Genomic DNA, 20,778 nt, shown 5'->3' on the forward strand with positions numbered 1-20,778 from the left:
TCCGCGCGGCGGAAGAGCTCGGTATCGATCTGTCCCGGCGTGAGCCGAGCAGCGTCGAAGAGATCTGACGCTCCCGCGACCCGGCGGAGGACGCCCGTCCGTCCTCCGCCGCGACCGGCATGCATCAGGATCTCTACACAGGGTTACGAAATCTTACTCAGGGTAGCTATGGGGTTGCCGACTCCCCGTCGACGGGTTGCCTTCCCTCACCCCTCAGGGCACCACGTCGCGGCAGGAGCGGCTCACCGGTCCATCACGTGATCGCAGGGATCACGAACTGAACGGAGAACCCCCATGTCCTTTTCCGCTGCCGACCGCCTGCGGATGCGCTTCGAACTCCTGGACGTGAACGGCAGCGGCTCGCTGACGTCCGCCGACTTCGAACTCTTCGCCACGCGCGTCTGCCGCGTGCTGGGCGTGCCCGCAGCCGCTCCGGCGGGCCAGGCGCTCTTGGAAGGGTGCCGGCGCTTCTGGGCGGGGCTGGCCGCCGCCGCCGACCTGGACCAGGACGGGCAGGTGACCTATTCGGAATACCGCTCGTTCTCCCACGACGACGCCTGGTTCGCCGAGTACGGCGAGGCGTACGTGGGGGCGGTGTCCACCGTCTGCGACCTGGACGACGACGGGCTCATCGAGCGCGACCACTTCCTCGGCCTGCACAGCGCCGGGGGCTTCCCGCTGTCGTACTCGGTGAAGCTCTTCGACGACCTGGACGGCGGCGGGACCGGCCGGGTGAGCACGGCCGCCTTCGCCGCGTTCCTGCGCGCGTACTACACCGGCGCCGACGCGCTGCTCTGACCGGCCGATCGGACGAGGAACGGGGACCGCGCTCACATGCTGGTGTGCGGCGATCGCACGGTGAGCCGTGCCGAGTTGACGGCGCTGGCGGGCGAACGGGCGGCCAGGCTCGCGGCCTGCGGGATCGGAGAAGGTGATCTCGTCGGGCTGTGCCTGCCCAACGGCTGGGAATGGGTGGTGACATACCTGGCGCTGGCGCGGCTCCGGGCGTGCTGCGTGCCGCTCAACGCGGCGTCGGCCGTCGCGGAGCTCACCCACGTGATCCGCGACTGCGGGATGCGGGCGTTGTTCGTCTCCGCCGACCGGGCCGAGGCGCTGGCGGGCAACGCGGACCAGGTGCTGCTCTGCCCGGACGGCGCGGTTCCCCGGAACCGGCAGGCCCCGGAGGCCAGGCAGGCGGCGGGTGCCGCCTGCCTGGCCTACACCTCGGGGACGACGGGGTCGCCCAAGGGGGTGATCCAGACGCGGCGGGCGGTCCGCGCGGGCGGCGCCAACCTGGCCGGACGCCTGCGGCTCGGGCCGCGGGACCGGGTGGTGACGGCGCTGCCGCTGGCGCACACGTACGGGACGAACGTCATGAACGCGGCGCTGCGCAGCGGCGCGGAGCTGATCCTGCTGGAGCGCTTCGACGTGGCGGCGCTGGCGGAGTGGTCGGCCCGGCACGCGGCGACCGTGATGGCGGGCGTGCCCGCGATGTACCGGCGGCTGCTGCTGGAGCCGGAGGTGCGGCTGCCCCGCTCGCTGCGGTGCGGCCTCTCGGCCGGTCAGAGCGCGGGGGAGGACCTGGCTCTGGCCTGGGAGGACCGTACCGGTGCCCCTTATGTGGAGGGATGGGGGATGACGGAGCTGGGCGGCATGGCCACGCTGGCCGCGCCCGAGCTGGCCGGCCGCCACGGCACGGCCGGAACGACGCTGCCCGGCGTGCGGCTGCGGGTGCGGGCGGACGGGCACGCGGCGCCGCCGGGCACGCCGGGCGAACTCCAGGTCCACGGCCCGATCGTCACGCCCGGCTACTGGAACGCGCCGGGGCTGCGCGCCGAGGCGATCGGCGCCAACGGGTGGCTGCGGACCGGGGCCGGCGGCGTCATCGCCGCCGACGGGCGGGTCCGGATCCTCGACCGGATCAAGGACGTCGTCCTGTGCGGCGGCTATTCGGTGTTCCCGGCCGAATTGGAACGTGCCATCCGTGGTCATCCGGGGGTCCGTGACGTCGCCGTCGCCGGGCTGCCCGATCCGGTGCTGGGTGAGATTCCGTGCGTGTGGGTGGTGGGCGAGGACGGGGCCGTCCTCACCGCCGAAGAGATCATCGGGCACTGCCGGGCGGTGCTGGCTCCGTACAAGCTGCCGCGCCGGGTCGTCTTCGTCCCCGAACTGCCGGTCACCGCGAGCGGCAAGGTCGACAAGCGTGCCCTGACCACTTCCGACGAGGAGCTGCATGTCGCTGAATGACCGATTCGGCCTGCACGGCCGTACCGCACTCGTCACCGGGGCCTCGCGGGGCATCGGAGCGGCCGTCGCCCGCGGGTTCGCCGCCGCCGGCGCCGATGTGGCCGTGCTCGGACGCTCCCGCCACGACCTGGAGACGGTCGCGGCCACCGTACGGTCGCACGGCCGCCGGGCCGTGGCGGTCGAGTGCGACGTCACCGACGCGGCCAGGATCGAGGCCGCGTGCGCTGCCGTCGAGGAGCGGCTCGGCGCGGTCGACGTCCTGGTGAACAACGTGGGCGGGCCCGTCTTCCAGGCGTCGCTGCTGGATGTCCGCGACGACGGCTGGGAACGGGTGCACAACCTCAACCTCACCAGCGCCTTCCGCTTCGTCAGGAGACTGGCGCCGGCGATGGCCGGGCGGCGCCAGGGGGTCATCGTCAACGTCGGGTCGATCGCGGCGGCCCGGCCCTGGCCCGAGATCGCCGCCTACGGAGCGGCCAAGGCCGGCCTGCGGCACCTCACCCAGGCCCTGGCGGGCGAACTCGGACCCCAGGGGGTACGGGTGAACGCGGTCAGCCCGGCGTGGATCGACACCGCGATCAACCGCGCCTACGTCACCGACCCCGCGCTCTCGGAGGCGGCCCTGGACCTGGTGCCGCTGGGCCGCTGGGCGAGCCCGGACGAGGTCGCGACGGTGGTGACGTGGCTGGCCTCACCGGCGGCCTCGTTCGTCACCGGGGCCGACATCCCCGTCGACGGGGGCTTCGCGGTGGCCATGCCCTCGGGCGCGCGGGCCGCGCTGAGCAGGGTGCGCCCCGTGGAGGGGACCAGGGCGTGATCGACGGACCGCTCATCGTGGGCGCGGGTCCCGTGGGACTGACGGCCGCCCTGCTGGCGCGCGCCCGGGGCCTGCCCGTCCACGTGCTGGAACAACTGCCCTCCACCGAGCCCAAGCCCGGCAGCCGGGCCATCTTCCTGCACCGGCAGACGATCCGGACGCTCGCGACCGCCTCGCCCTACCTCGCCGGCCGCGTGACGGAGGAAGGGCTGGTGTGGGCGGGACGGGCGACGTACTGGGCCGGACGGCAGGTCCATCACCGCCGCCACGCGCCGATGCCGGCGGAGCTCGCGCCGTACGTCAGCCTGCCGCAGCCCCGAGTGGAAGCGCTGCTCCGCGAGACGGCCCTGCGGGCCGGGGTGACCTTCTCCTGGTGCGCGCGGGCCGACGAGGTGACCCTTCTGGACGACTCCGTCCTGGTCCGGGCGACCGACGGCAGGCAGTGGCGCTCCGCGTTCGTGATCGCCGCCGACGGCGCCGGATCGACCGTGCGGCGCCGGCTGGGCATCCCGATGAACGGCGTCCCGGCGAACGGCATCCGGAGAGGCGGCTTCCTGAGGACCGGCGTTCGGAGGGACGGCGTTCGAAGGGACGGGGATGCGCGAGGCGACGCGTTCGTCGTCGTGGACGTCGCCGGCGATCCCGACCGGCCGCTGCCCGCCGAACGGGTCTTCCACTACCGCCATCCGCGCGCCGCCGGCCGCAACGTGCTCGTCGTCCCCTTCACCGGCGGTTACCGCGTGGACCTGCAGTGCCGCGCCGGTGACGATCCCGCGGCGCTCGCCGCCGACCCCTCCGCCTGGCTGCGGCCCTTGCTGCCACCCGGCCACGCCGGCGAGATCACCTGGTCCTCCCACTACGTGTTCCGCCAGGCGGTCGCCGAGACCTTCACCAGCGGCCGGGTCCTGCTGGCGGGGGAGGCCGCGCACCTGTTCGCGCCCTTCGGCGCACGCGGGCTCAACTCCGGCATCGCCGACGCGGCCGCCGCCGTCGAGGCCATCGCCTCCATCGCCTCCATCGCCTCCATCGCCCAAGCCGGCCTCGTGCGCCCCGGCGACGAGCGTCCTGGTGCCGCCCTCGGCGCCGATGGCGCGGTCCTCGGCGCCCTGGCCGGCTACGACCGGGTCAGGCGGGCCGCCGCCGAACGTAACCGCCTGGCCGCGGGCAAGGCGCTGGCGCACCTGACCGCCGCGGGCCCGCATCGCCGGGCCACGCAGCGCGCCGCCGCCCTCGCCGCCCGGATCCTGCCCCGCGCCGGAGCCTGGCTCGACCGCCAACCCTTCGGTCCCCGCGACGCCGGCATCCCCGGCAGCCTCTACTGATCGCTCACCCCTTGCGAGGTTCCCATGCTCCAGCGGATCGCGCCCCAGCCCGTCAGCGCCGAGACCTTCACCGACCCCCGCACCCGGGCCCTCCTGTCCCACCCCGGCAGCACCACCTGCCTGCTCGAACATCTCCTGGACGCCCGCCTGACGGTCAGCAACATGAAGGTGACCCGGGCGGCAGTGGGTCGGACGTGCCCTGACGCGGCCGCGCCCCTCGGCCTGCCCGCCGACGCTCCCGTCCTGGTCCGGCGCACCACGCTCGGCCTCGCGCGCCGGCACGTCTCCCGCAACCTCGTCCTGGCCCCGCTCGGCCGCCTGCCCTGGGCCGAGCGCTTGCTGCGCACCTGCGCCACTCCGCTGGGACCGCACCTGCCCCAGCCGCATCACCGCCGGTTGCTGGGCCTCGGCGTGGACACGTGGAGTCCAGGACGCGCCGCCGCCTCCAGGTGGTACCTCATCATCGACCCCGGCAGCACACAGCCGGCCCTCTTCATCCGGGAGACCTTCCATCCAGGTCTCTTCGATCCCGCGACATCTTGCGCGCACGTCCAGCCATGAGGGGCACGGCGGCCGGTAGGGGAGGCCGGGAAAGTACCGGTCCCACTCCGGCGGGGTGATCCGCGGTGGCGACCAGGCCGGCGCGCAGGAGCGAGGACTTTCCGGATCCGGACGCGCCGAGCACGGCGATAATACGGTCCCGGCGCAATTGGGCGGTGACCTTTTCCAGTGATCGCTCGCGGCCGAAGAAACGGTCCGCGTCTTCCGGTCCGGAACTTCTCACCCCGACGTACGGAGGCGTTTCGCCCGGCGTTTGCGCGGGGTCCGGCCGATCGAGATCCTCGGCCGGTGAACGCCAGCGGGCCTCCCATTCGGCCGGATCGGCTCCGCAGGTCTTCGCGTACGCCATGGTGACCGCCATGCTGGGGAGTTTGCGCCCGTCGGCGGCCTCGGAAAGCGTGCCGGCGGAGTAGTGCGCCCGTCTGGCGACTTCACGGGACGAAAACCCCGCATTTTCCCGTAATCGGCGAAGCTCGGCCGCGAATCTGAGTAAACGTTCGTCACCATCGTCAAGCGGACGTTCCTGACGAGGCATGCTTCCCCCTGCTCGTCCCCGTTCCCGAGGCTTCATTGTTCAGTCGTTGTTGTTCGGTGTCCAGCGTGCGACACCGAACAACCGGCTTGCCCTATACCGGAGGTCGGCGCCGCGAACACGACTGGCCGGAAATCCTTGGCGATGAGAAAGACCAGCGAATCCGATTGGAGGTTCCGATCAACGGTGCTCTCATTCATGGACCTTTCACATGAGCCGGCGAAGGCGGCCGGGCGGAACCGCGTGACGACGGGCCCGTTGCTCGCCCTGTTCATCGCCGGCCTCCTCGCACTGGGCGCCTGCTCGGCGGCGAGCGCATCGGAAGGCGCAGCCCCTTCTGCCGGCCCGGGTCCGGCTGGGGGCCCTCCTCCATCGGCCTTCCTCCGCAGGTGAGTGACCGCGAGGCGCGCATGCCGGCACGGCTACGGCAGCGACATCCAGCAACAGATCGGCCGACTCAGAGAGCGGAATCCGAACCGGCGTTACCTGAACTCGCTGCCGGCCGAGCGCCGTCACGAGGCGTTCGTCGCCGCCAACGGCGAAGGACCGCGGCCGGCGCGACGGAGCTGCGAGCCGACGAGCTGGAAGCCCGGCTGCCCACGGGCGGAGTCGTGCGGAGAAGCCCGGTCAGCTGCACCTCTCAGGCGCAACGGGAACTGTACGGCGATCTGCGCCTCTGGTACCGCGTCACCAGGATCGTGCAGACCGTGGCCGGGATCCGCAAGGGGAGTGTGATCAAGGACCCGCGCTTCGCCGCGGCGGTCCGGACCTGGTCGGCCTGCGTGCACGAGCGGGGCCACCCCTACGCCGACCCGGGCGAGGCCCGCGCGAAGGCGCTGTCACGCCCGCCAGGCGGGCCCGGCACCCGCGAGACGCGGGCGGCCGAGATCGGCATCGCTGTCGCGGAGGCGTCCCGCGCCCACACCACCGGCCTGTCCGGTACGGCCCGCGGCCTGGCCCTGGCCGTTCCCGGCCCGGCCTCCTCCGCCGCGCAGCCGCCGGCCCTCGCGGGCGTCGGCGGCGGGCGGTCGCGGGGAGAGCGCTCAGTACGTGATGAATCCGTAGAGGGCCAGATGGTTGGACTTCGTGCCGCTCACCGTGTGGCCGATCGGCGAGGGCAGCACGGCGCCCTTGACGAAGAGGTAGTCGATCTTCCTGGAGCCCATGGTCGCCTTCGTGCCGTGACCGGTCATGCCGAAGCCGCTGAGCGTGGTGGCGGCGATGTTCGTGCGATTGGCGTCGATCCCTATCACGCGGATCGCCGAGGCGTTCATCAGGGCGGTGGCGTCCGCGCCGACATGGATGCCGGAGTTCGCGATGCCCGTGGTGCCGGCGCCCGCGCAGGCGTTGGCGCCGTTCTGCTCGGGGAGGTGCATGGTGGCGGCGAAGACCGTCGTGCCCGTGTCCCTGATCGTGAACTTCGCCGCGATGGCGCTGGTCCGCTTCCATTTGTGGGCGTTGGTGGTGTCGCTGTCGTTGTTCGGCGGCTTGTACAGCGTGCATCCGGCCCCGCCGGCGTACGACGTGCCCGGCTTGAGCCAGCCGGCGCTCCAGTACTTCGAGACGTCGCCGGCCGCGAGGCTCAGCGTCCTGGTGTTGTAGATGATCGCGTTGGTCTGCTTCTTCTTCAGGTCGCCGAGCTCCTGCTGGCTGCACTTGTGCGTGCTGCCCCACGGCTCGGGGTCGTCCCACGCCACGATCGCCTTGTACGTGCCCGCCGGGTAGCCCATCTTGGCCGAGAGCTGGTCGGCGTAGGCCGAGGCCTGGCCGGTGCCGCGTACCTGCTGCACGATCAGCAGATCGGGCGCCTGCACACCGGAGGTGCCCGTCCGGCCCTCGTCGTCGACCAGGATCGAGGTGAGGTGATCGGGGCCGGAGATCCTGGTGCACGAGCCGTCGGCGTTGTTCGTCACCAGGTTCTCGACGTTGTTGCTGTAGACCCGTAAGATCCGGTCCGCGGTGGTGGCGGTCGCGGGCGTGGTGATGGTCGTGATGAGGACGGCGGCGGCGAGCACTATCGCGGCAGGCGCCCGGTGATCGAACAGCATGATCGCAGAGTAACCAGAGCCCCGCCCCGGCGACAGTCGAGGCGAACAGCGTTTTCCATCACCGTGATCACCCGTGACACGGCGGAGGACGACTGTTCGTCCTTTCCAGACCCGCCGGATCCACCAAGAGCTGGCGCGACCTTCCGTAGCCGGGTCATGTGTCTTCGACCGGCCACACCCAGCAGCCTTCGGCGTCCACGAACCAACCTCCTGAGACGAGGAAGGTGCCATCGGGATGGAAGGCCAGTGCGGCAGCCCTGCGGTCGGTCACGGTCGCCTTTGCCCGACCGGCCGCCGCGTCCCAGAGCCGGATGCCATCCTTGTCGGCCACTGCCAGGGTGGCACCATCCGGGCTGAATGCGAGGGCATCGACCTCCGCGTTGCTGATGATGTGCAGCCCGGTTCCGTCCCCAGCTGTGAGGGAGCAGCCGTGGGCGCCGCCGAGCGCGTACTGCTTCCCGTTCGGGCTCACGGCGACCGCCGAGCCGGACCCGTCGGGGCCGATGGGCTTCAGGTCACCGCTGTCGAGGTTCCAGCGCCAGAATCCGTCCGTTCCGTCGGCTTCAGTAAGGTCCGTCCCTGCCAGCAGGATCGAGTCGCCACCGTCGATGAACGCCGCCGAGTTCACGTGGGAACTGGCCTTCGTGGCGAACGGCAGCTTGTGTTTCTGCTCCTTGGCCGCGACATCCCACACGACGCAGATCTCAGAGGCTTCCGGGTTGCCGACCGGGATGTTTCCCGCGACGACCAGTCGGGTGCCGTCCGCGCTGAACACCATCGTGTGGGCGCCCCCGACCGGCGAGGAGAGCGAGTGTGTCACCCTCCCGGTGGAGGGGTTGCGGAAGTGCAACGGCACCTTCATCGCAGTTGTCACCAGTGCGGAGCCATCCGGGGTGAAGGCCATGGCGCCGCTGCCGGAATCCTCGGAGGAGAAATCGGCGATCACCTCGTGCGAGTCGGTGGCCCACAGCCAGCCGTCGCCGTGGATGTTGCCTCCCGCGATGGTGCGCCCGTCGGGGCTGAACGCGACCGTGTGCAAATCCCGGTCGGTCAGCCGGTTGCGGTGGGACCAGAAGTTCCATCCGATCGGGACGGCCGCAGCGCCCAGCGCAGCCAGACCGCCGAGCAGGAGCAGGCGCCGGGTCGGGCGGCGCCTGTTGGTGAACATGCCGGAGCCACTGGGCTCCCGGTGACCGGGCTCATGCGGGTGGTGCTCCATGTCGCCGGGTGTGTCTAGGGCTCGATCGTGGTCGGGATCGACGCGCGTCCCACCTTTGTGGGGACCGGGATCAGAAGAGGGGGACGGGGCCGGCCGGGTCTGGACGTGGCGTTCGTCGATCATCGACTCGATCGGCGGCGGGAGCCATGGGGTGGTGGTCAGGGCGGGATCGGTGAGTTCTCCGAGGATGCCGGCCACGCTGGGGCGGTCGCCGGGATCCTTGGCCAGGCAGCGCTTCACCAGGTCTGTCAGGTGCGCGGGCAGGCCGGCGAGGTCAGGCTCGTCGTGGGCTACGCGGTAGACGATCGCCTCGGCCTGTCCTGTGCCGAACGGGCTGCGACCGGTGGCGGCGAACGCCAGGACGAGTCCGAGGGAGAACACGTCACTGGGTGGGCCGATCTCACGGCCTCGTGCCTGTTCCGGGGACATGAACGAGGGGGTGCCGATCACCGCGCGGGAGAGGGTGTGGGAGGTGGCATCGAGTGCACGGGTGATGCCGAAGTCGATGACGCGGGGGCCGTCTCCGGCAAGGATCACGTTGGAGGGTTTGAGGTCGCGGTGCACCAGGTCGCAGGCGTGGATCGCGCCGAGCCCCTCGGCCAGTCCCGCTCCCAGCACGGTGATCGCCCCCGCGGGCATCGGGCCGTGCGCTTCGACGGCCTGGTGGAGGGACGGGCCGGGAATGTAGGCGGTGACCAGCCATGGCGGGTCGGCATCGGGGTCAGCGTCGATGAGCTGGGCGGTGTAGAACCCTCCGACCCGGCGAGCGGCCTCGGCCTCCAGGGCGAACCGGCGCCGGAACCCGGGATCGTCGGCCAGATCGGGCCGCACCAGCTTGACCGCGACCGGGCGGCCGCCGGGAGAGCGCCCCAAGAACACCTGCCCCATCCCGCCGCCCCCCAGCCGTCCCTCCAGCCGATAGGCCCCCGCCTGCCGCGGATCGCCCGGCCGCAAGGGCTCCGGCCAGAGCAGGGAGTTCATCGCACCTCGACGTTCATGTCCTGGGAGCGTCCAGGCACGCGGTACACCGTCGCCCGGTGAACGGAGAGGAAGTCGGCGATGGCGTACTCGCCGCCGCGGTGTTCCTTGACGAGGTGGCCCCGCTGTCGAGTCGCCAGCTTGCGATCCATCGGCGCACGCCCCCATCACCAGAACACACGTGCCTGTCCATCCGAGATCTTTTCAGGAAACAGGCCTTCCACGAAGTGAATCGGCCAGATGAGCGCCCCCATACCGGTTCCGAGCTCCGGCCCCGGCCCTGCACACCATGTCTGGATCGGCGGCTCGCCGCAGTCGCCAGAGATGCGCAGCAAGCAGACGTTGCAGGATGGGGTCTCTACCGCACGGTCCCAATCCTCCAGGCCCTCGCGGGTCTCACTCGGATCGCTGGGGGGCGTCGAGTCCTGCCCCCAGGTCTGTTGCAGGATGACGCGGTATTCGGCGTCAGCGGCGTCGCAGGGGACCTCGACCAACGAGCCGTCGACGTCGGCGGCACAGTCCCGCAGGTCGAGATCGCGCACACCGGGGTCGGTCAGCGCGCGATTCACCCAGCCGGAGAGGCGGTATGTGCCGCCGTCGTGCAGCACAACGGCAGTGGGGCGTCCGGCGGCCAGGCCACATCAGCACGTTGCGGGTCGTACGAGGCGAGGGCGGCCAGCTCGTCCAGCAGCGCCCGCGGTGCCACCCGGATCTCCCGCCGGCGCCTACGCGACGTCGGGCCGGGTCATGAGCGGCGTGCGCAGATGCAGCGTCAGATCGGGGCCGGTCAGGGGTACGGTGCTCCATGTCGCCGTCGCCGTCCCCGTGCCGGCGTCGACCACCAGCCGGACCCGGTGCGGGGTGGTGATGACGTAGAGGTCGGCGACGAACGTGTCGCCCTGCCAGGCGCCGGTCGCTACGACAGGGCGGCCGAGTGGCGAGCTCTCCCGCCATTCGCCGTGGCCGGCCTCGACGTCGAGGAGCGCCCCGAAGCGCAGGAGCCAGCCGCCGTCCACGGGATCGACGATCATCGCGGTTCCGTCGGGCAGAGCCGAGTCCGCGGCGGAGGCGTCCAGTCTCGCCTTGGCGCGACGCCCCGGGGCGGCCGAGCCTGGCACCGGCGCGAGTGACAGTCGCCGCAGCCGATCGGCGAGGAGCCCGTCGTCTTTGGTGTCGTCCGTATGGTCCACGCCGGGCAGCAGGCACTCCCAGACGGAGTCGAGCACGGCCTGGGCGTCTCCCTGGGCGGTGACGGCGACCACGAGATCGTGCGACGGGACCACCACGCACTGCTGGCCGAAGGCGCCGTGACCGTGGTAGCCGTGCCGCGCCATCCAGAACTGGTAGCCGTAGCCGCAGTTGAAGTCGGCGTCGCCCGACCCGTCCTCGGACGGCCGGTAGCCGATCTGCCGGCTGGTCGCGCGTTCCACCCATGCGCGGGGGACGAGCTGCCGGCCGTTCCAGAGACCTCCGCGCAGCAGCAGCTCGCCGAAGGCGGCGACAGCTTCGGTCGTGAGGTGCAGGCCGTGGAATCCGAAGGCGGCGCCGCTCGCCACCCGGTCCCATTCGGCGTGCTCGACGCCCATCGGGTGGAAGAGGCGCTCGTCGAGGAGTTCGGGCAGGGCGCGGCCGGTGACCCGTTCCACCATCCGGGCCAGGACGAAGGTGGTCGGATTGTCGTAGGCGTGCCGTGTGCCCTCCGCCTCGGGAAGCCGTACGCGCAGAAAGCCCTTCACCAGGTCGCCCGGCTCCAGCCGCCAGGCCTCGTCGAGGCTGTCCGCCTGGTGTCCGGTCGTCATGGACAGCAGGTGGTGGACGGTGAGGCGGCGTCCCTGCGCCGAGATGTCGGCCGGAACGTGGTCGGGCAGCACGTCCACCACCCGGTCGTCGAGTGAGAGCAGCCCGTCCTCGATCGCGAGCCCCACGGCGATCGAGGTGAACGACTTGGTCAGCGAGTAGAGCAGGTGCGGGCGTTCGGCCGAGTACGGCGCCCACCAGCCCTCGGCGACGACGTGACCGTGGTGCACGATCATGAGGGAGTGGCACTCGACGGCCTGCGCTTCGAGCCGGTCCAGCAGGGCGCCGATCGAACGGGACGACATCCCCTCGGCGGTCGGTGCTGAACGCGGCAGGAGGGTGTGCTGAGAGGACACCCGGGCACCCTAACGAATCCGCCCCGATCCGCACGATCGAGTTTCTGACCGTGCTCGGGAAACGCGGTCAGCCTCGTCTTGCTCTGGCGAACGAGGGCGGCCCGAGGTGGGGTAGATGATCGCCACTCGGGCGTCCGTGAACCTTCCCGTCCGCTCACCCGACTGTGCCGGGTGACGGGTGATCGGCGTCGCCTGCCCGGCGATCCGGCACCGCTCCCGACCATGGAGGAAACGATGGCGCACAACCCGAAGTTCATCCGCCGCCGGCTGGGCACGAAGGCTCTGGTCGTGGTGGCCGTGCTCGTCGCCACGATGCTCGTCGCCGGCTTGATCATGCTGCTGGGCTGAGACCTTCATCTCGCGGGCGCTGAACAACCTGCTATGATGATCGCATCAGTTGAGCCTCTTCGGCTTGGACCCGTGTCCGCCGGAGAGGCTTTTTTGTGCCCGGATCCGGTTCCACGACCCGATCGCCATGGCCACTCCTCTTCCACCTCTCCCGAAGGACCGATCATGCACACCTGGAAGCTCGGCGACCTCACCGTCAACCGGATCGGGTTCGGCGCGATGCGGCTGACCGGCGGCGTCGCCTTCGGCCCCGGCGCGGCGGGGGACGGCGACCGTTCGATCGCGGTGCTGCGGCGCGCGATCGAGCTCGGGGTCGATCACATCGACACCGCCGCCTTCTACTTCTCATCGAGCCTGTCCGCCAACGAGCTGATCAGGAAGGCGCTCGCCCCGTACCCGGACAATCTGGTCATCGCCACGAAGGTGTGGCCGGCGCGGGACGCCTCCGGCACCTGGTACTGGGCCGCGCCCGAGCAACTGCGCGGCCAGGTGGAGGAGAACCTGCGCGGGCTCGGCCGCGACCACCTCGACGTCGTCAACCTGCGGGTGCCACCGAGCCGGAGAGGCGGCTCGATCGCCGAGCACTTCGGCGCCCTGGCTGCTCTGCGCGAGGCCGGTCTGATCCGGCACCTGGGCGTCTCCAACGTCACCCCTGCTCAGCTGGCCGAGGCGCAGGCCATCGCGCCGGTAGTGTGCGTACAGAACGCCTTCGGCGTCGGCGCGCCGGCCGGCGAGCGGGAGATGTTGCGGATCTGCGGTGAGCAGGGCCTGGCCTTCGTGCCGTTCTTCGCCATCGCCGGCGCCGGGCGCGAGGCGGGGGCCGGCGCACCGGAGCACGAGAGCGTGCTCGCCGTCGCCCGCGCCCACGGCGCGACGCCCGCGCAGGTCCGGATCGCCTGGACGCTGCGGCAGGGGCCGCACGTACTGGCCATACCGGGCACCGGCGACCCCGCCCACCTGGCCGAGAACGTGGCCGCGAAGGACCTGCGGCTGTCCGAAGAGGAGACGGCCCTGCTCGACCGGATCGGCTAGTTGATCAGCCACTGCGGCCGGGATCGGACAGGCGTCTTGACGGCCGGTCGGGCGGGTCCCGACCATCGGTGGATGCGTCTTCCCCGCGTCAAACCCGAGCACGCGCCCCACCGCCTCGCCGACGGCACCATCAGGCTCGGCGGCGCCCTGTACGGCATCGCCTCCGAGATCACCGATGCCGACGGGTGGGCGTGGGCCGCGCTGACGCTCATGGACGGCACCCGTACCCCCGCCGACGTCGCCGCCGGGCTGCGCGCCGCCTTCCCCGTCCTGACCGGGGAGGACGCCGGCGACATCGTCGAGACGCTGCTCGCCTCCGGCCACGTGGAGGAGGCGGGACCGGGCGCCTGCGAGCAATTGAGCGAACGGGAGAAGGAACGCTACAGCCGCAGCAGGGACTACTTCCGCTGGGTCGACCTCACCCCGCGCGACCACGGCTGGGAGCCGCAACTGCGGCTCAAGGCCGCCCGCGTGCTGGTGCTCGGCCTCGGCGGTACCGGCAGCCACGCCGCGTGGTCGCTGGCCGCCGCGGGTGTCGGACGCCTGCACCTGGTCGATCCCGACGTCGTGGAGCTGTCGAACCTCAATCGGCAGATCCTCTACACCGAGGCGGACCTGGGCCGGCCCAAGGCGGAGGTGGCGCTCGACCGGCTGCGCCGGGTCAACTCCGACATCGAGATCACCGTGGAGACGGCGTCGGTGGACGGTCCTGAGGCGCTGGCGCGGCTGATCGACGGGTTCCACGTGCTGGCGCTCTGCGCCGACCTGCCGCGGGAGCCGTACGGCATCCAGACCTGGGCGAACCGCGCCTGCGCCGCGGCCGGGATCCCGTGGGTGAGCGGCGGATACCACGGGCCGCTGGTCAGCGTGGGCGTCTTCGGGCCCGGCGGGCCCTGCTTCGAGTGCGTGCGCGCCGGCATCGCGCCGCAGCCCGGCGGCGGGTACGCCTGGCCGGGCGTGACCGGCGCGTCGGCCGGACTGTCCGGGCAACTCGTCGCGTACGACGTGCTCGCGCAGGTGACCAGGGTGTCGAGCGTGCCGCCCGGCTATTTCCACGGGGTGACGCTGCTCGATCCGGACGGGCACGTGTACGCCAGGCACCCCTCGCGGGACGGGTGTGAAATCTGTTCTTGATCGGAAGGCCTGGAGACCATACTCTCGCGGTTGCCGTTCCCGACCTCGATCGGTGAGGAGTGCGATGAGCAACATCCCAGTCCGGCAGGACCAGCAGGAGCGGAACCAGAAGAAGATCGTCGTACGCAGGCTGGGCAAGACAGGAGCCGCCGTGGCGCCCAGCCACGGCGTCTCCAACTGACCGCCCGGAGATGAGCGAGGGAGACGGCGGGCCCGCCCGAGACGCGGTCGGTCTCACCCCCGGCGCGGTCCCTGCCGTCTCCGTCTCCGTTCATCGCGCCAGTAGGGGAGCAGCGGCGGTCTTGCCCGGCGGCTCGTACGGTTCCGCGCAGAAATAGCGGTTGAGCGCGTCGAGGACGCCCAGCAGCATGGGCACGATCCCGGGATCGGCGCGGTGCACGTTGACCGACACCGTCATCCGGCGCTCGCCGGCGGCGTCGGCGAAGCTGAAGGTCAGGTAGCCGGGGATCGCGCCGGTCGCGCCCCACAGCTCGCCGCAGGTGAGCCCCACCGACTCCAGGCCGAGCCCGTACCGGGGGAAGATCGGGGCCTGGGGAGTGCCGACGCCGGTGCGCATCTGCTGCAGCAGGGCCGGGCTGACGAGCCGGCCGCCGAACAGCGCCCGGTAGAAGCGGTTCAGGTCGCGGGCGTCGGACACCACCCCGTACGCGGCCCAGGCGAACGACGGGTTCAGCCGGGTGATGGACCGCAGCGCGCCGGTCTCGTCGCCCACGGGCAGGTAGTAGCCGGTGGCGTGCGGGCCGCGGATGCCCGGCTCGGTCCCGGGCAGGTAGGAGCGCGTCATGCCGGACGGGCGGAAGATCCTGCGGTCGAGTTCGGCGCTCAGCCGGTGGCCGGTCACCTTCTCCACCAGCAGTCCGAGCAGGATGTAGCCGGTGTTGGAGTAGGCGAAGCGGCCCCGTTCCGGCTGGGGGAGCCGTTCGGCCTCGTCGATGAGCCGCTGCGGGGTGTAGGTCCGGCGGCCGTACCGCTCGGGGTCGGCGAACTCGGGCGCCTTGTCGTAGGTGGCCAGGCCGCCGGTGTGGTTGAGCAGTTGCCGTACGGTGATCAGGTCGCCGTCGTCGATCCGGCCGGGCAGCCGCTCGCCGACGCGCTCGTCCAGGCTCAGCCGGCCCTCCTGGACGAGTTGCAGCACGACGGTGGCGACCATGCTCTTGGTGACGCTGGCGACACGGAAGCGCGCCTCGCGCGGCATCGGCGCGCGGGTGCTCAGGTCGGCGGTGCCGCTGGTGCCGATCCAGGTGCCGTGCTCGTCGTCGATCCTGGCCAGCACGCCCGGGGCGCCGGCGGCCACGGTCGCGTCGAGCGCCTGCCGCAGCCCGGCGGGCTCTTCGTGCGGGGACCGAGCGGAGGCCGGGGCCTGCGCGGAGGCTGGGGCTTGCACGGAGGCGGAGGCCGTGGCTTGGGCGGACAGCAGGCCGGCGGCGACGAGCGCGGCGAGGGCCGCGCGTTTACCGTTCATGGGGTGACGTGCGTCTTCCTGGCGGGGGTCGTGGGAACGATCTCCATCCTGGCGACGCGTGCGGCCGTTTCCCTCCGCACGGGTGACGATCTCCGTCTGCGACCGCGGTCGCACCCTCGTACGACTCCGGGCTGACAAAGGCTCATTTAATGAGTGGCGCGGCCGACGCGCCCGCCATTAACGTCTTATCCATCGGAACACGTCAGGAAAGGCCAGTCATGCTGATCGCAGCCATCGAGTACGAGCGCGAACGACGCCGTCGTCAGCGTCGCGCGGCGCTCGGCTGCGCGCCGGCCAGGCGGGCCCCCGGATAATCCCCGCAGAGGATTCCTCCGAAAGGCCGCCAGGTGTCACACCAGGCGGCCTTTCCTTTTACCCGCACCTCGCGGCTGCACAATTGCACAGCGGAACACCAAGGGCTGATGGTGAAAAGGCATCACACCTGCCTTGCAAGCAGGAGTTCGGGTTTCGAGATCCCGTCGGTCCACGTTTCAGAGCGTCCGTGGCCCAATGGCAGAGGCACCGGTTTAAGGAACCGGACGGTGCGGGTTCGAATCCCGCCGGACGTACGAACCTCCGTCACGGAGGCTTGCCCCGTTGGTCCAGCGGTCAGGACGCCCGGCTTTCACCCGGGAAATCGCCGGTTCGAGTCCGGTACGGGGTACTGCGGCCTTATAGCTCAATGGGATAGAGCGCCGGCCTACGAAGCCGGGTCTGTTGCGGGTTCGAGTCCTGCTGGGGCCACTCATCGTCGGCTGTTCACACGCCGTCGGATTTCTCCGCGTACCGATCGACGCCGAGGGTGGCGATGAGGTCTTCGTGGAGCTGGAACCAGACCCGGTGGCACGAGTCCACGTCGGTCGTGTCGATCCAGTTGTGCTCGCCGCGCATGGCCCGGGTCAGCGCCGCCACATAGCGATCGGTGTATCCGTCGAATCGGGGGAGCACGTCTGAAAGGCGATCGGCCAGAGGAGCGAGTTCGGCGCCGAGTGTTGTCAGCTCGTCGAGTATTCGCCCGTCCCATGAACGGTCGCTGTGATCGTTGGGTGCGAACTGGTCGGTGTCGGTCGGTCTGATCTGCCAGTCGGTGACGGCGCGTACCAGCCGGGCGTTGAGCGGGAGGAAGGCGCGATAGCCGGCTGCGATCGTGTTTTCGGGGTCGGCGTGCTTGCGCTCGGCCGCGAGCCGACGTTCGTTCTCGGTTTTTCCCGCGTCGGTCAGTGACCAGCCGCCGAGGTCTGCGAAGGCGAGGTGCTGCACCCAGCCCGCACGCTCGGCCTCGTGCAGAAGGCGCAGCGTTTCGGCGGAATCCGTGCCGGCGCGTGCGGCGATCGCGTCTGTGTCCGCATAGCCGATGAGTCGTACGGCGTGCAGGACGAGCAGTTCCGGCGCTGACTGGTTGCTCATGCTCGTTTGTCCTGACGGGCGGTGAGACGGTTCACATACTGCTGGCACGCCTGCGGAGAATTGAAGCCCATGGCGTCCGCGATCTGCGCCCACGTCAAACCCGCGCTGCGGGCGACGAAGAGCAGCCCGGTTTCCACGCCCTCGATCTCGGCCCGTGCCGCCGGGATCAGCGCGAGTGCGCCCAGCAGTTCGTCGGGGCCGAGGTCCGCGGCGCGCCAGAGCGCGTACTGCGTCAGGTCGGTCGCGGTGGGCGGCGCCGGTGCGGGGCGCCATGGGCGTGGCTCGAGGTGATCGGCACCGATGGCCAGGATGCGTTCTCGGGCGTCGCGTTCCCGTTGCGCCTGCGCGTGGTCGGCGCGGTCGGCGCGGTCGAGGTCGTGCTTGCGTTCCATGCGCCCCATCCTGGTAGCATCAACATAATGTTGTCAATCTTATGTTGATGGGAGATGCGATGCTGACGGCACTCGCCGACGCGACGCGCGCGAGCTGTGGAGGGAAGGCGGCGACGCTGGGCGTGCTGCTGCGCGAGGGGCTGCCGGTGCCCGATGGGTTCGTCGTTCCGCATGACGGCGGGCGCGGCCTGGAGGTTTCCGAACCGCTTCGCGGCGCGGTCGCGCGGGAGCTCGGGCGGCTGGGTGATCCCGTGGTGGCCGTGCGTTCCTCGGCCATGAACGAGGACACGGCGGAGGCGTCGGCGGCTGGCCAGTACGAGAGCGTTATCGGCGCTCGCGGAACGGCGAATGTATGCGAAGCGATAGCCGCTTGCTGGGCGTCGGCGAATGCCGCGAGGGTGAATGACTATTGGGGTCAGGCAACGGTCGACGCCGTGTCGTCCTTTTCCGGCATGGGCGTTCTCGTGCAACGCTTGATCGAGGCTGAGATTTCGGGGGTCATGTTCACGCCTCAGCAGCCTGGAGATTCCACTCGGATCGAAGCGGCCTGGGGTCTTGGGCTTGCCGTCGTGGGCGGAATGGTCACCCCTGACGCGTATGAGGTCACGGCGGATGGGTCCGTCCGCTGCACGGTCGGCAGCAAGAGAATCCGTATCGATCTCGACCCGGTGCGCGGTGGTGTCGTCGAAAGTGCCGTTACGGATGAGCGGGCGCGAGCGCTGGACGACGACACGACGGCGATATTGGCGAAGCTCGGGCGTCGGATCGCGGAGATTCAGGGTGGACCGCAGGATGTCGAATGGGCGGTCGCGGGCGGTGCCGTATGGGTGCTGCAAGCGCGCCCGGTCACCGCAGCACTTCCCGCGCTCCGCCTTTCCGCCCCTGAACATGCGCTGACGGGAACGCCGGGATCACACGGAACGGTCATCGGGGCCGCGCGAATCGTTCGCGGCCCTGCGGACTTCAAGGACGTGCGGCCCGGCGAAATCGTGGTCTGCCCATATACGGATCCCGCCTGGACGCCGTTGTTCAGGATCGCCGCGGGGGTCGTCACCGAAACCGGCGGTGCGCTGTCGCACGCCGCGATCGTCGCCCGCGAATACCGCATCCCGGCCGTGCTCGGCGTAGCCGACGCGCTGAATCGGGTGGAGAACGGTCACCGGATCGCCCTCGACGGAACCGCGGGGACCATCACCCTCCTGTGAAATCATGGCGACCCGATATCTCTACCTCGCCCGGCACGGCCACGCCGACGCATTCGGCAACCTCACCGACACCGGCCGCGAACAAGCCCGGGCGATGGGAAAGCGTCTCGCCCATCTTCCCATCGGGGCCGTGTGGCACTCCCCGCTTCCACGAGCCGCCGATACGGCCCGTGAAATCGACCTGTTCCTCGGAGGGATCACCTCTGTCGCCGAGGCCGCCGAACTCATCGACCACGTGCCCTACGTCCCGGAAAGGGAGGAGATCCCGCCGTCATGGAGGCCGTTCTTCGACGGCTATTCCGCGCAGGACGCGGCGGCGGGCCAGGAGATCGCCCGGAGCCTCACCGCACGTTTCGCGCACGCGCCTGAGTCGGAGAACGATGTGCACGAACTCCTCATCACCCACGCTTATCCGATCGCGTGGCTCATCCGCGACGCCCTTGACGCGCCACCCGTACGCTGGCTCGGGCTCAGCAGTGCCAACGCCGCCCTCACCGTCGTCGAATACCGGCCGGGCGCGCCCCCGAGCATCGGCATGTTCAACGACATGAGCCATCTCCGCCCAGAACTCCGCTGGACGGGCTTCCCCCAGGCCCCGCGCCCCTGACGCCGCCCCACGGCCTGGCGCCCGCGACGCCGGCGATCGTGGTCACGACGGCAGGCCCGTTCCGGCCTGCTCGCGTCCCAGGTAGTCGGCGTACCAGCTCGGCCAGTCCGGGTCCTCGGCGCCGATGCGGGCCTCGTGCTCGCCGTGCGCGGCGGCGGCGCGGCGCAGGGCGGCGGCCAGGTCCGCGGTCGAGGCGAACGTGGTGGCCGACGGGTCCAGCCGGCCAGGGAGCCGGGTGGTCACCTCCTGCAGCACCCAGCCGTTGCCGTCCGGGTCGCTGAACGACAGGAACGAGCCGTAGCTGCCGCGCTCCGGGGCCGGGCCGGGGATCCGGGCGTCGTCGCTCCCGTGGTGGAAGACGCCCCCCGCGTCGTGGAAGACCTCGCTCGGCGCGGCGCCGAGTCGCTGGAGCTCGTCGTACGCGGCCGCGATGTCGTCCACGATCAGGTGCAGGCCCTGAGCCGAGCCCGGCGCCTGGGTCGTGACGGACGTGCCGAAGATGACCGAGGCCGGCGAGCCGGGCGGGGTGACCTGCACGACCCGGAAGTCCGGGCCCGTGCTGACGTCGGCGTCCAGCCGCCAGCCCAGCCCGGTGTAGAAGTCCTTGGCCCGGTCGACGTCCGTGACGGGCACCACGACGACTTCGAGTTTCATGTCCATGACGTGCGCCCCCGCGCTTGCTCGTAGGTCGGCCCGACCGCTCGCCTGCCCCGGGCCGGTTCGGGAAAACTTCTGGTCATCAGGGAAACCTAAGGCGGAGGGCGGTCCGGCCGGCTGCGACAGCGCGGCCTTGGCCCTGCGGGTCTTCTCGTCGGCCAGCAGTTCGTACTGACCGGCGAGGAGGGCGTCCATGACCTGCTCGGCCAGCGCGTCGGCGCCGATCTTCGGGGCGTCGACCCAGGCACTGAGGTCGGTGTCGACGAACCCCACGTGCACCCCGAGCACGAGCGTGCCCTGCCGGTGCAGCGCCTGGCGCAGCGAGTCGGTCAGTGACCACTGCGCGGCCTTCGACGCCGCGTACCCGGGGAAGTCCGGCCGCCCGCCCCAGGAGGCCACCGACAGCACGTTGACCAGGGCTCCGCCGCCGTTGCGGGCCAGGATGGGCGCGAACGCCCGCGAGACGGCCCAGGTGCCGAAGTAGTTGACCTCCATCGCCTGGCGGGCGCCGTCGAAGGAGCCCTCCAGCAGCCCGGTGCCCACGCCGCCGACGCCCGCGTTGTTGATCACGATGGTGACGTCGCCCGCGGCCAGCGCGGCGTCCGCGCCGCCCTCGTCGTCGGGGCCGTCCAGGCC

Annotated in this window: 19 protein-coding genes, 4 tRNA genes and 1 pseudogene; 14 read left to right on the forward strand and 10 right to left on the reverse strand. The window is 71.0% G+C overall.

The genetic code is table 11. The features are described from left to right. The first annotated feature begins 294 nt into the window (after positions 1 to 294). From ABFX54_RS28580 to ABFX54_RS28600, 6 genes and pseudogenes are all read left to right on the forward strand, one after another. Positions 295 to 798 (forward strand): EF-hand domain-containing protein, encoded by a 504-nt coding sequence (locus tag ABFX54_RS28580; protein ID WP_346109647.1) that lies wholly within the window; start codon positions 295 to 297, stop codon positions 796 to 798. Between the two features lie 30 nt (positions 799 to 828). Then, a pseudogene (locus ABFX54_RS28585) lies at positions 829 to 1,803 on the forward strand (class I adenylate-forming enzyme family protein); the annotation flags it as partial. A 150-nt stretch (positions 1,804 to 1,953) separates the two neighbouring features. Then, the gene (locus tag ABFX54_RS57075; protein ID WP_428834585.1) at positions 1,954 to 2,247 is read left to right on the forward strand and encodes an AMP-binding enzyme; all 294 of its coding nucleotides are present in this window, start codon (positions 1,954 to 1,956) and stop codon (positions 2,245 to 2,247) included. Beyond that, the gene (locus tag ABFX54_RS28590; RefSeq protein ID WP_346109649.1) at positions 2,234 to 3,064 is read left to right on the forward strand and encodes an SDR family NAD(P)-dependent oxidoreductase; all 831 of its coding nucleotides are present in this window, start codon (positions 2,234 to 2,236) and stop codon (positions 3,062 to 3,064) included. The genes ABFX54_RS57075 and ABFX54_RS28590 overlap by 14 nt, the downstream gene beginning before the upstream one ends. Then, entirely contained in the window at positions 3,061 to 4,386 is a 1,326-nt protein-coding gene (locus ABFX54_RS28595) for an FAD-dependent monooxygenase (protein ID WP_346109650.1), read from the forward strand. The genes ABFX54_RS28590 and ABFX54_RS28595 overlap by 4 nt, the downstream gene beginning before the upstream one ends. Before the next feature lie 24 nt (positions 4,387 to 4,410). Further along, a complete protein-coding gene (locus ABFX54_RS28600; RefSeq protein WP_346109651.1) occupies positions 4,411 to 4,947 on the forward strand; it encodes a hypothetical protein in 537 nt (178 codons plus the stop codon). Here ABFX54_RS28600 and ABFX54_RS28605 read toward each other — a convergent pair. The 6 genes from ABFX54_RS28605 to ABFX54_RS28630 all read right to left on the reverse strand — a co-directional run bounded on the left by ABFX54_RS28605 (position 4,880) and on the right by ABFX54_RS28630 (position 11,877). Continuing rightward, positions 4,880 to 5,482, reverse strand: a complete 603-nt coding sequence (locus ABFX54_RS28605) for a helix-turn-helix domain-containing protein (protein ID WP_346109652.1) — start codon at positions 5,480 to 5,482, stop codon at positions 4,880 to 4,882. The genes ABFX54_RS28600 and ABFX54_RS28605 overlap by 68 nt on opposite strands. Positions 5,483 to 6,522: 1,040 nt before the next feature. Next, positions 6,523 to 7,527 (reverse strand): hypothetical protein, encoded by a 1,005-nt coding sequence (locus ABFX54_RS28610; protein WP_346109653.1) that lies wholly within the window; start codon positions 7,525 to 7,527, stop codon positions 6,523 to 6,525. A gap of 154 nt (positions 7,528 to 7,681) precedes the next feature. After that, positions 7,682 to 9,727, reverse strand: a complete 2,046-nt coding sequence (locus ABFX54_RS28615; RefSeq protein ID WP_346109654.1) for a WD40 repeat domain-containing serine/threonine protein kinase — start codon at positions 9,725 to 9,727, stop codon at positions 7,682 to 7,684. Then, the gene (locus tag ABFX54_RS28620) at positions 9,724 to 9,876 is read right to left on the reverse strand and encodes a hypothetical protein (protein ID WP_346109655.1); all 153 of its coding nucleotides are present in this window, start codon (positions 9,874 to 9,876) and stop codon (positions 9,724 to 9,726) included. Before ABFX54_RS28620 ends, ABFX54_RS28615 begins: the two co-directional genes overlap by 4 nt. A 15-nt stretch (positions 9,877 to 9,891) precedes the next feature. Next, the gene (locus ABFX54_RS28625) at positions 9,892 to 10,332 is read right to left on the reverse strand and encodes a hypothetical protein (RefSeq protein ID WP_346109656.1); all 441 of its coding nucleotides are present in this window, start codon (positions 10,330 to 10,332) and stop codon (positions 9,892 to 9,894) included. Between the two features lie 117 nt (positions 10,333 to 10,449). Further along, positions 10,450 to 11,877 (reverse strand): serine hydrolase domain-containing protein, encoded by a 1,428-nt coding sequence (locus ABFX54_RS28630; RefSeq protein ID WP_346109657.1) that lies wholly within the window; start codon positions 11,875 to 11,877, stop codon positions 10,450 to 10,452. 513 nt (positions 11,878 to 12,390) lie between these two features. Between ABFX54_RS28630 and ABFX54_RS28635 the strand changes: the two genes are divergently transcribed. Continuing rightward, entirely contained in the window at positions 12,391 to 13,257 is an 867-nt protein-coding gene (locus ABFX54_RS28635) for an aldo/keto reductase (RefSeq protein ID WP_346109658.1), read from the forward strand. 72 nt (positions 13,258 to 13,329) lie between these two features. After that, complete coding sequence (locus ABFX54_RS28640) at positions 13,330 to 14,391, forward strand: HesA/MoeB/ThiF family protein (RefSeq protein ID WP_346109659.1); 1,062 nt, start codon at positions 13,330 to 13,332, stop codon at positions 14,389 to 14,391. A 271-nt stretch (positions 14,392 to 14,662) separates the two neighbouring features. Here ABFX54_RS28640 and ABFX54_RS28645 read toward each other — a convergent pair whose 3' ends face one another. Continuing rightward, complete coding sequence (locus ABFX54_RS28645; protein WP_346109660.1) at positions 14,663 to 15,874, reverse strand: serine hydrolase domain-containing protein; 1,212 nt, start codon at positions 15,872 to 15,874, stop codon at positions 14,663 to 14,665. Between the two features lie 416 nt (positions 15,875 to 16,290). On the opposite strand from ABFX54_RS28645, the gene ABFX54_RS28650 reads away from it, so the two are divergent. The 4 genes from ABFX54_RS28650 to ABFX54_RS28665 all read left to right on the forward strand — a co-directional run bounded on the left by ABFX54_RS28650 (position 16,291) and on the right by ABFX54_RS28665 (position 16,618). Then, positions 16,291 to 16,361 (forward strand) — tRNA-Ala (locus ABFX54_RS28650). Positions 16,362 to 16,370: 9 nt separating this feature from the next. After that, positions 16,371 to 16,443: transfer RNA gene (locus tag ABFX54_RS28655), tRNA-Leu, on the forward strand. A 22-nt stretch (positions 16,444 to 16,465) separates the two neighbouring features. Beyond that, positions 16,466 to 16,538 (forward strand) — tRNA-Glu (locus ABFX54_RS28660). Between the two features lie 4 nt (positions 16,539 to 16,542). Next, positions 16,543 to 16,618, forward strand: a tRNA-Arg gene (locus tag ABFX54_RS28665). A gap of 15 nt (positions 16,619 to 16,633) precedes the next feature. On the opposite strand, the gene ABFX54_RS28670 is transcribed toward ABFX54_RS28665, so the two are convergent. Continuing rightward, positions 16,634 to 17,281, reverse strand: coding sequence for a transcriptional regulator (locus tag ABFX54_RS28670; protein WP_346109661.1), 648 nt, complete (start codon positions 17,279 to 17,281; stop codon positions 16,634 to 16,636). After that, positions 17,278 to 17,673: a DNA-binding protein gene (locus ABFX54_RS28675; RefSeq protein WP_346109662.1), complete on the reverse strand. Its 396-nt coding sequence runs from the start codon at positions 17,671 to 17,673 to the stop codon at positions 17,278 to 17,280. Before ABFX54_RS28675 ends, ABFX54_RS28670 begins: the two co-directional genes overlap by 4 nt. Positions 17,674 to 17,732: 59 nt before the next feature. Between ABFX54_RS28675 and ABFX54_RS28680 the strand changes: the two genes are divergently transcribed. After that, positions 17,733 to 18,878: a PEP/pyruvate-binding domain-containing protein gene (locus ABFX54_RS28680; RefSeq protein WP_346109663.1), complete on the forward strand. Its 1,146-nt coding sequence runs from the start codon at positions 17,733 to 17,735 to the stop codon at positions 18,876 to 18,878. Positions 18,879 to 18,882: 4 nt separating this feature from the next. Continuing rightward, positions 18,883 to 19,485, forward strand: coding sequence for a histidine phosphatase family protein (locus ABFX54_RS28685; RefSeq protein WP_346109664.1), 603 nt, complete (start codon positions 18,883 to 18,885; stop codon positions 19,483 to 19,485). Between the two features lie 42 nt (positions 19,486 to 19,527). On the opposite strand, the gene ABFX54_RS28690 is transcribed toward ABFX54_RS28685, so the two are convergent. Then, positions 19,528 to 20,778 (reverse strand): SDR family NAD(P)-dependent oxidoreductase (locus ABFX54_RS28690; RefSeq protein ID WP_346109665.1); only part of this gene is annotated, 1,251 nt, incomplete at its 5' end.

The organism is Nonomuraea maheshkhaliensis (genome assembly GCF_039529435.1).
Classification (GTDB): Bacteria; Actinomycetota; Actinomycetes; order Streptosporangiales; family Streptosporangiaceae; genus Nonomuraea; species Nonomuraea maheshkhaliensis.

What these genes read in the sequence shown, in the direction of transcription:
- ABFX54_RS28685 (WP_346109664.1), top strand. Translation starts at nt 18,883, where the DNA reads ATGGCGACCCGATATCTCTACCTCGCCCGGCACGGCCACGCCGACGCA.
- ABFX54_RS28640 (WP_346109659.1), top strand. Translation starts at nt 13,330, where the DNA reads ATGCGTCTTCCCCGCGTCAAACCCGAGCACGCGCCCCACCGCCTCGCC.
- ABFX54_RS28645 (WP_346109660.1), bottom strand. Translation starts at nt 15,874, where the DNA reads ATGAACGGTAAACGCGCGGCCCTCGCCGCGCTCGTCGCCGCCGGCCTG.
- ABFX54_RS28590 (WP_346109649.1), top strand. Translation starts at nt 2,234, where the DNA reads ATGTCGCTGAATGACCGATTCGGCCTGCACGGCCGTACCGCACTCGTC.
- ABFX54_RS28580 (WP_346109647.1), top strand. Translation starts at nt 295, where the DNA reads ATGTCCTTTTCCGCTGCCGACCGCCTGCGGATGCGCTTCGAACTCCTG.
- ABFX54_RS28675 (WP_346109662.1), bottom strand. Translation starts at nt 17,673, where the DNA reads ATGGAACGCAAGCACGACCTCGACCGCGCCGACCGCGCCGACCACGCG.
- ABFX54_RS28605 (WP_346109652.1), bottom strand. Translation starts at nt 5,482, where the DNA reads ATGCCTCGTCAGGAACGTCCGCTTGACGATGGTGACGAACGTTTACTC.
- ABFX54_RS28615 (WP_346109654.1), bottom strand. Translation starts at nt 9,727, where the DNA reads ATGAACTCCCTGCTCTGGCCGGAGCCCTTGCGGCCGGGCGATCCGCGG.
- ABFX54_RS28670 (WP_346109661.1), bottom strand. Translation starts at nt 17,281, where the DNA reads ATGAGCAACCAGTCAGCGCCGGAACTGCTCGTCCTGCACGCCGTACGA.
- ABFX54_RS28620 (WP_346109655.1), bottom strand. Translation starts at nt 9,876, where the DNA reads ATGGATCGCAAGCTGGCGACTCGACAGCGGGGCCACCTCGTCAAGGAA.
- ABFX54_RS28680 (WP_346109663.1), top strand. Translation starts at nt 17,733, where the DNA reads ATGCTGACGGCACTCGCCGACGCGACGCGCGCGAGCTGTGGAGGGAAG.
- ABFX54_RS28600 (WP_346109651.1), top strand. Translation starts at nt 4,411, where the DNA reads ATGCTCCAGCGGATCGCGCCCCAGCCCGTCAGCGCCGAGACCTTCACC.
- ABFX54_RS28635 (WP_346109658.1), top strand. Translation starts at nt 12,391, where the DNA reads ATGCACACCTGGAAGCTCGGCGACCTCACCGTCAACCGGATCGGGTTC.
- ABFX54_RS28610 (WP_346109653.1), bottom strand. Translation starts at nt 7,527, where the DNA reads ATGCTGTTCGATCACCGGGCGCCTGCCGCGATAGTGCTCGCCGCCGCC.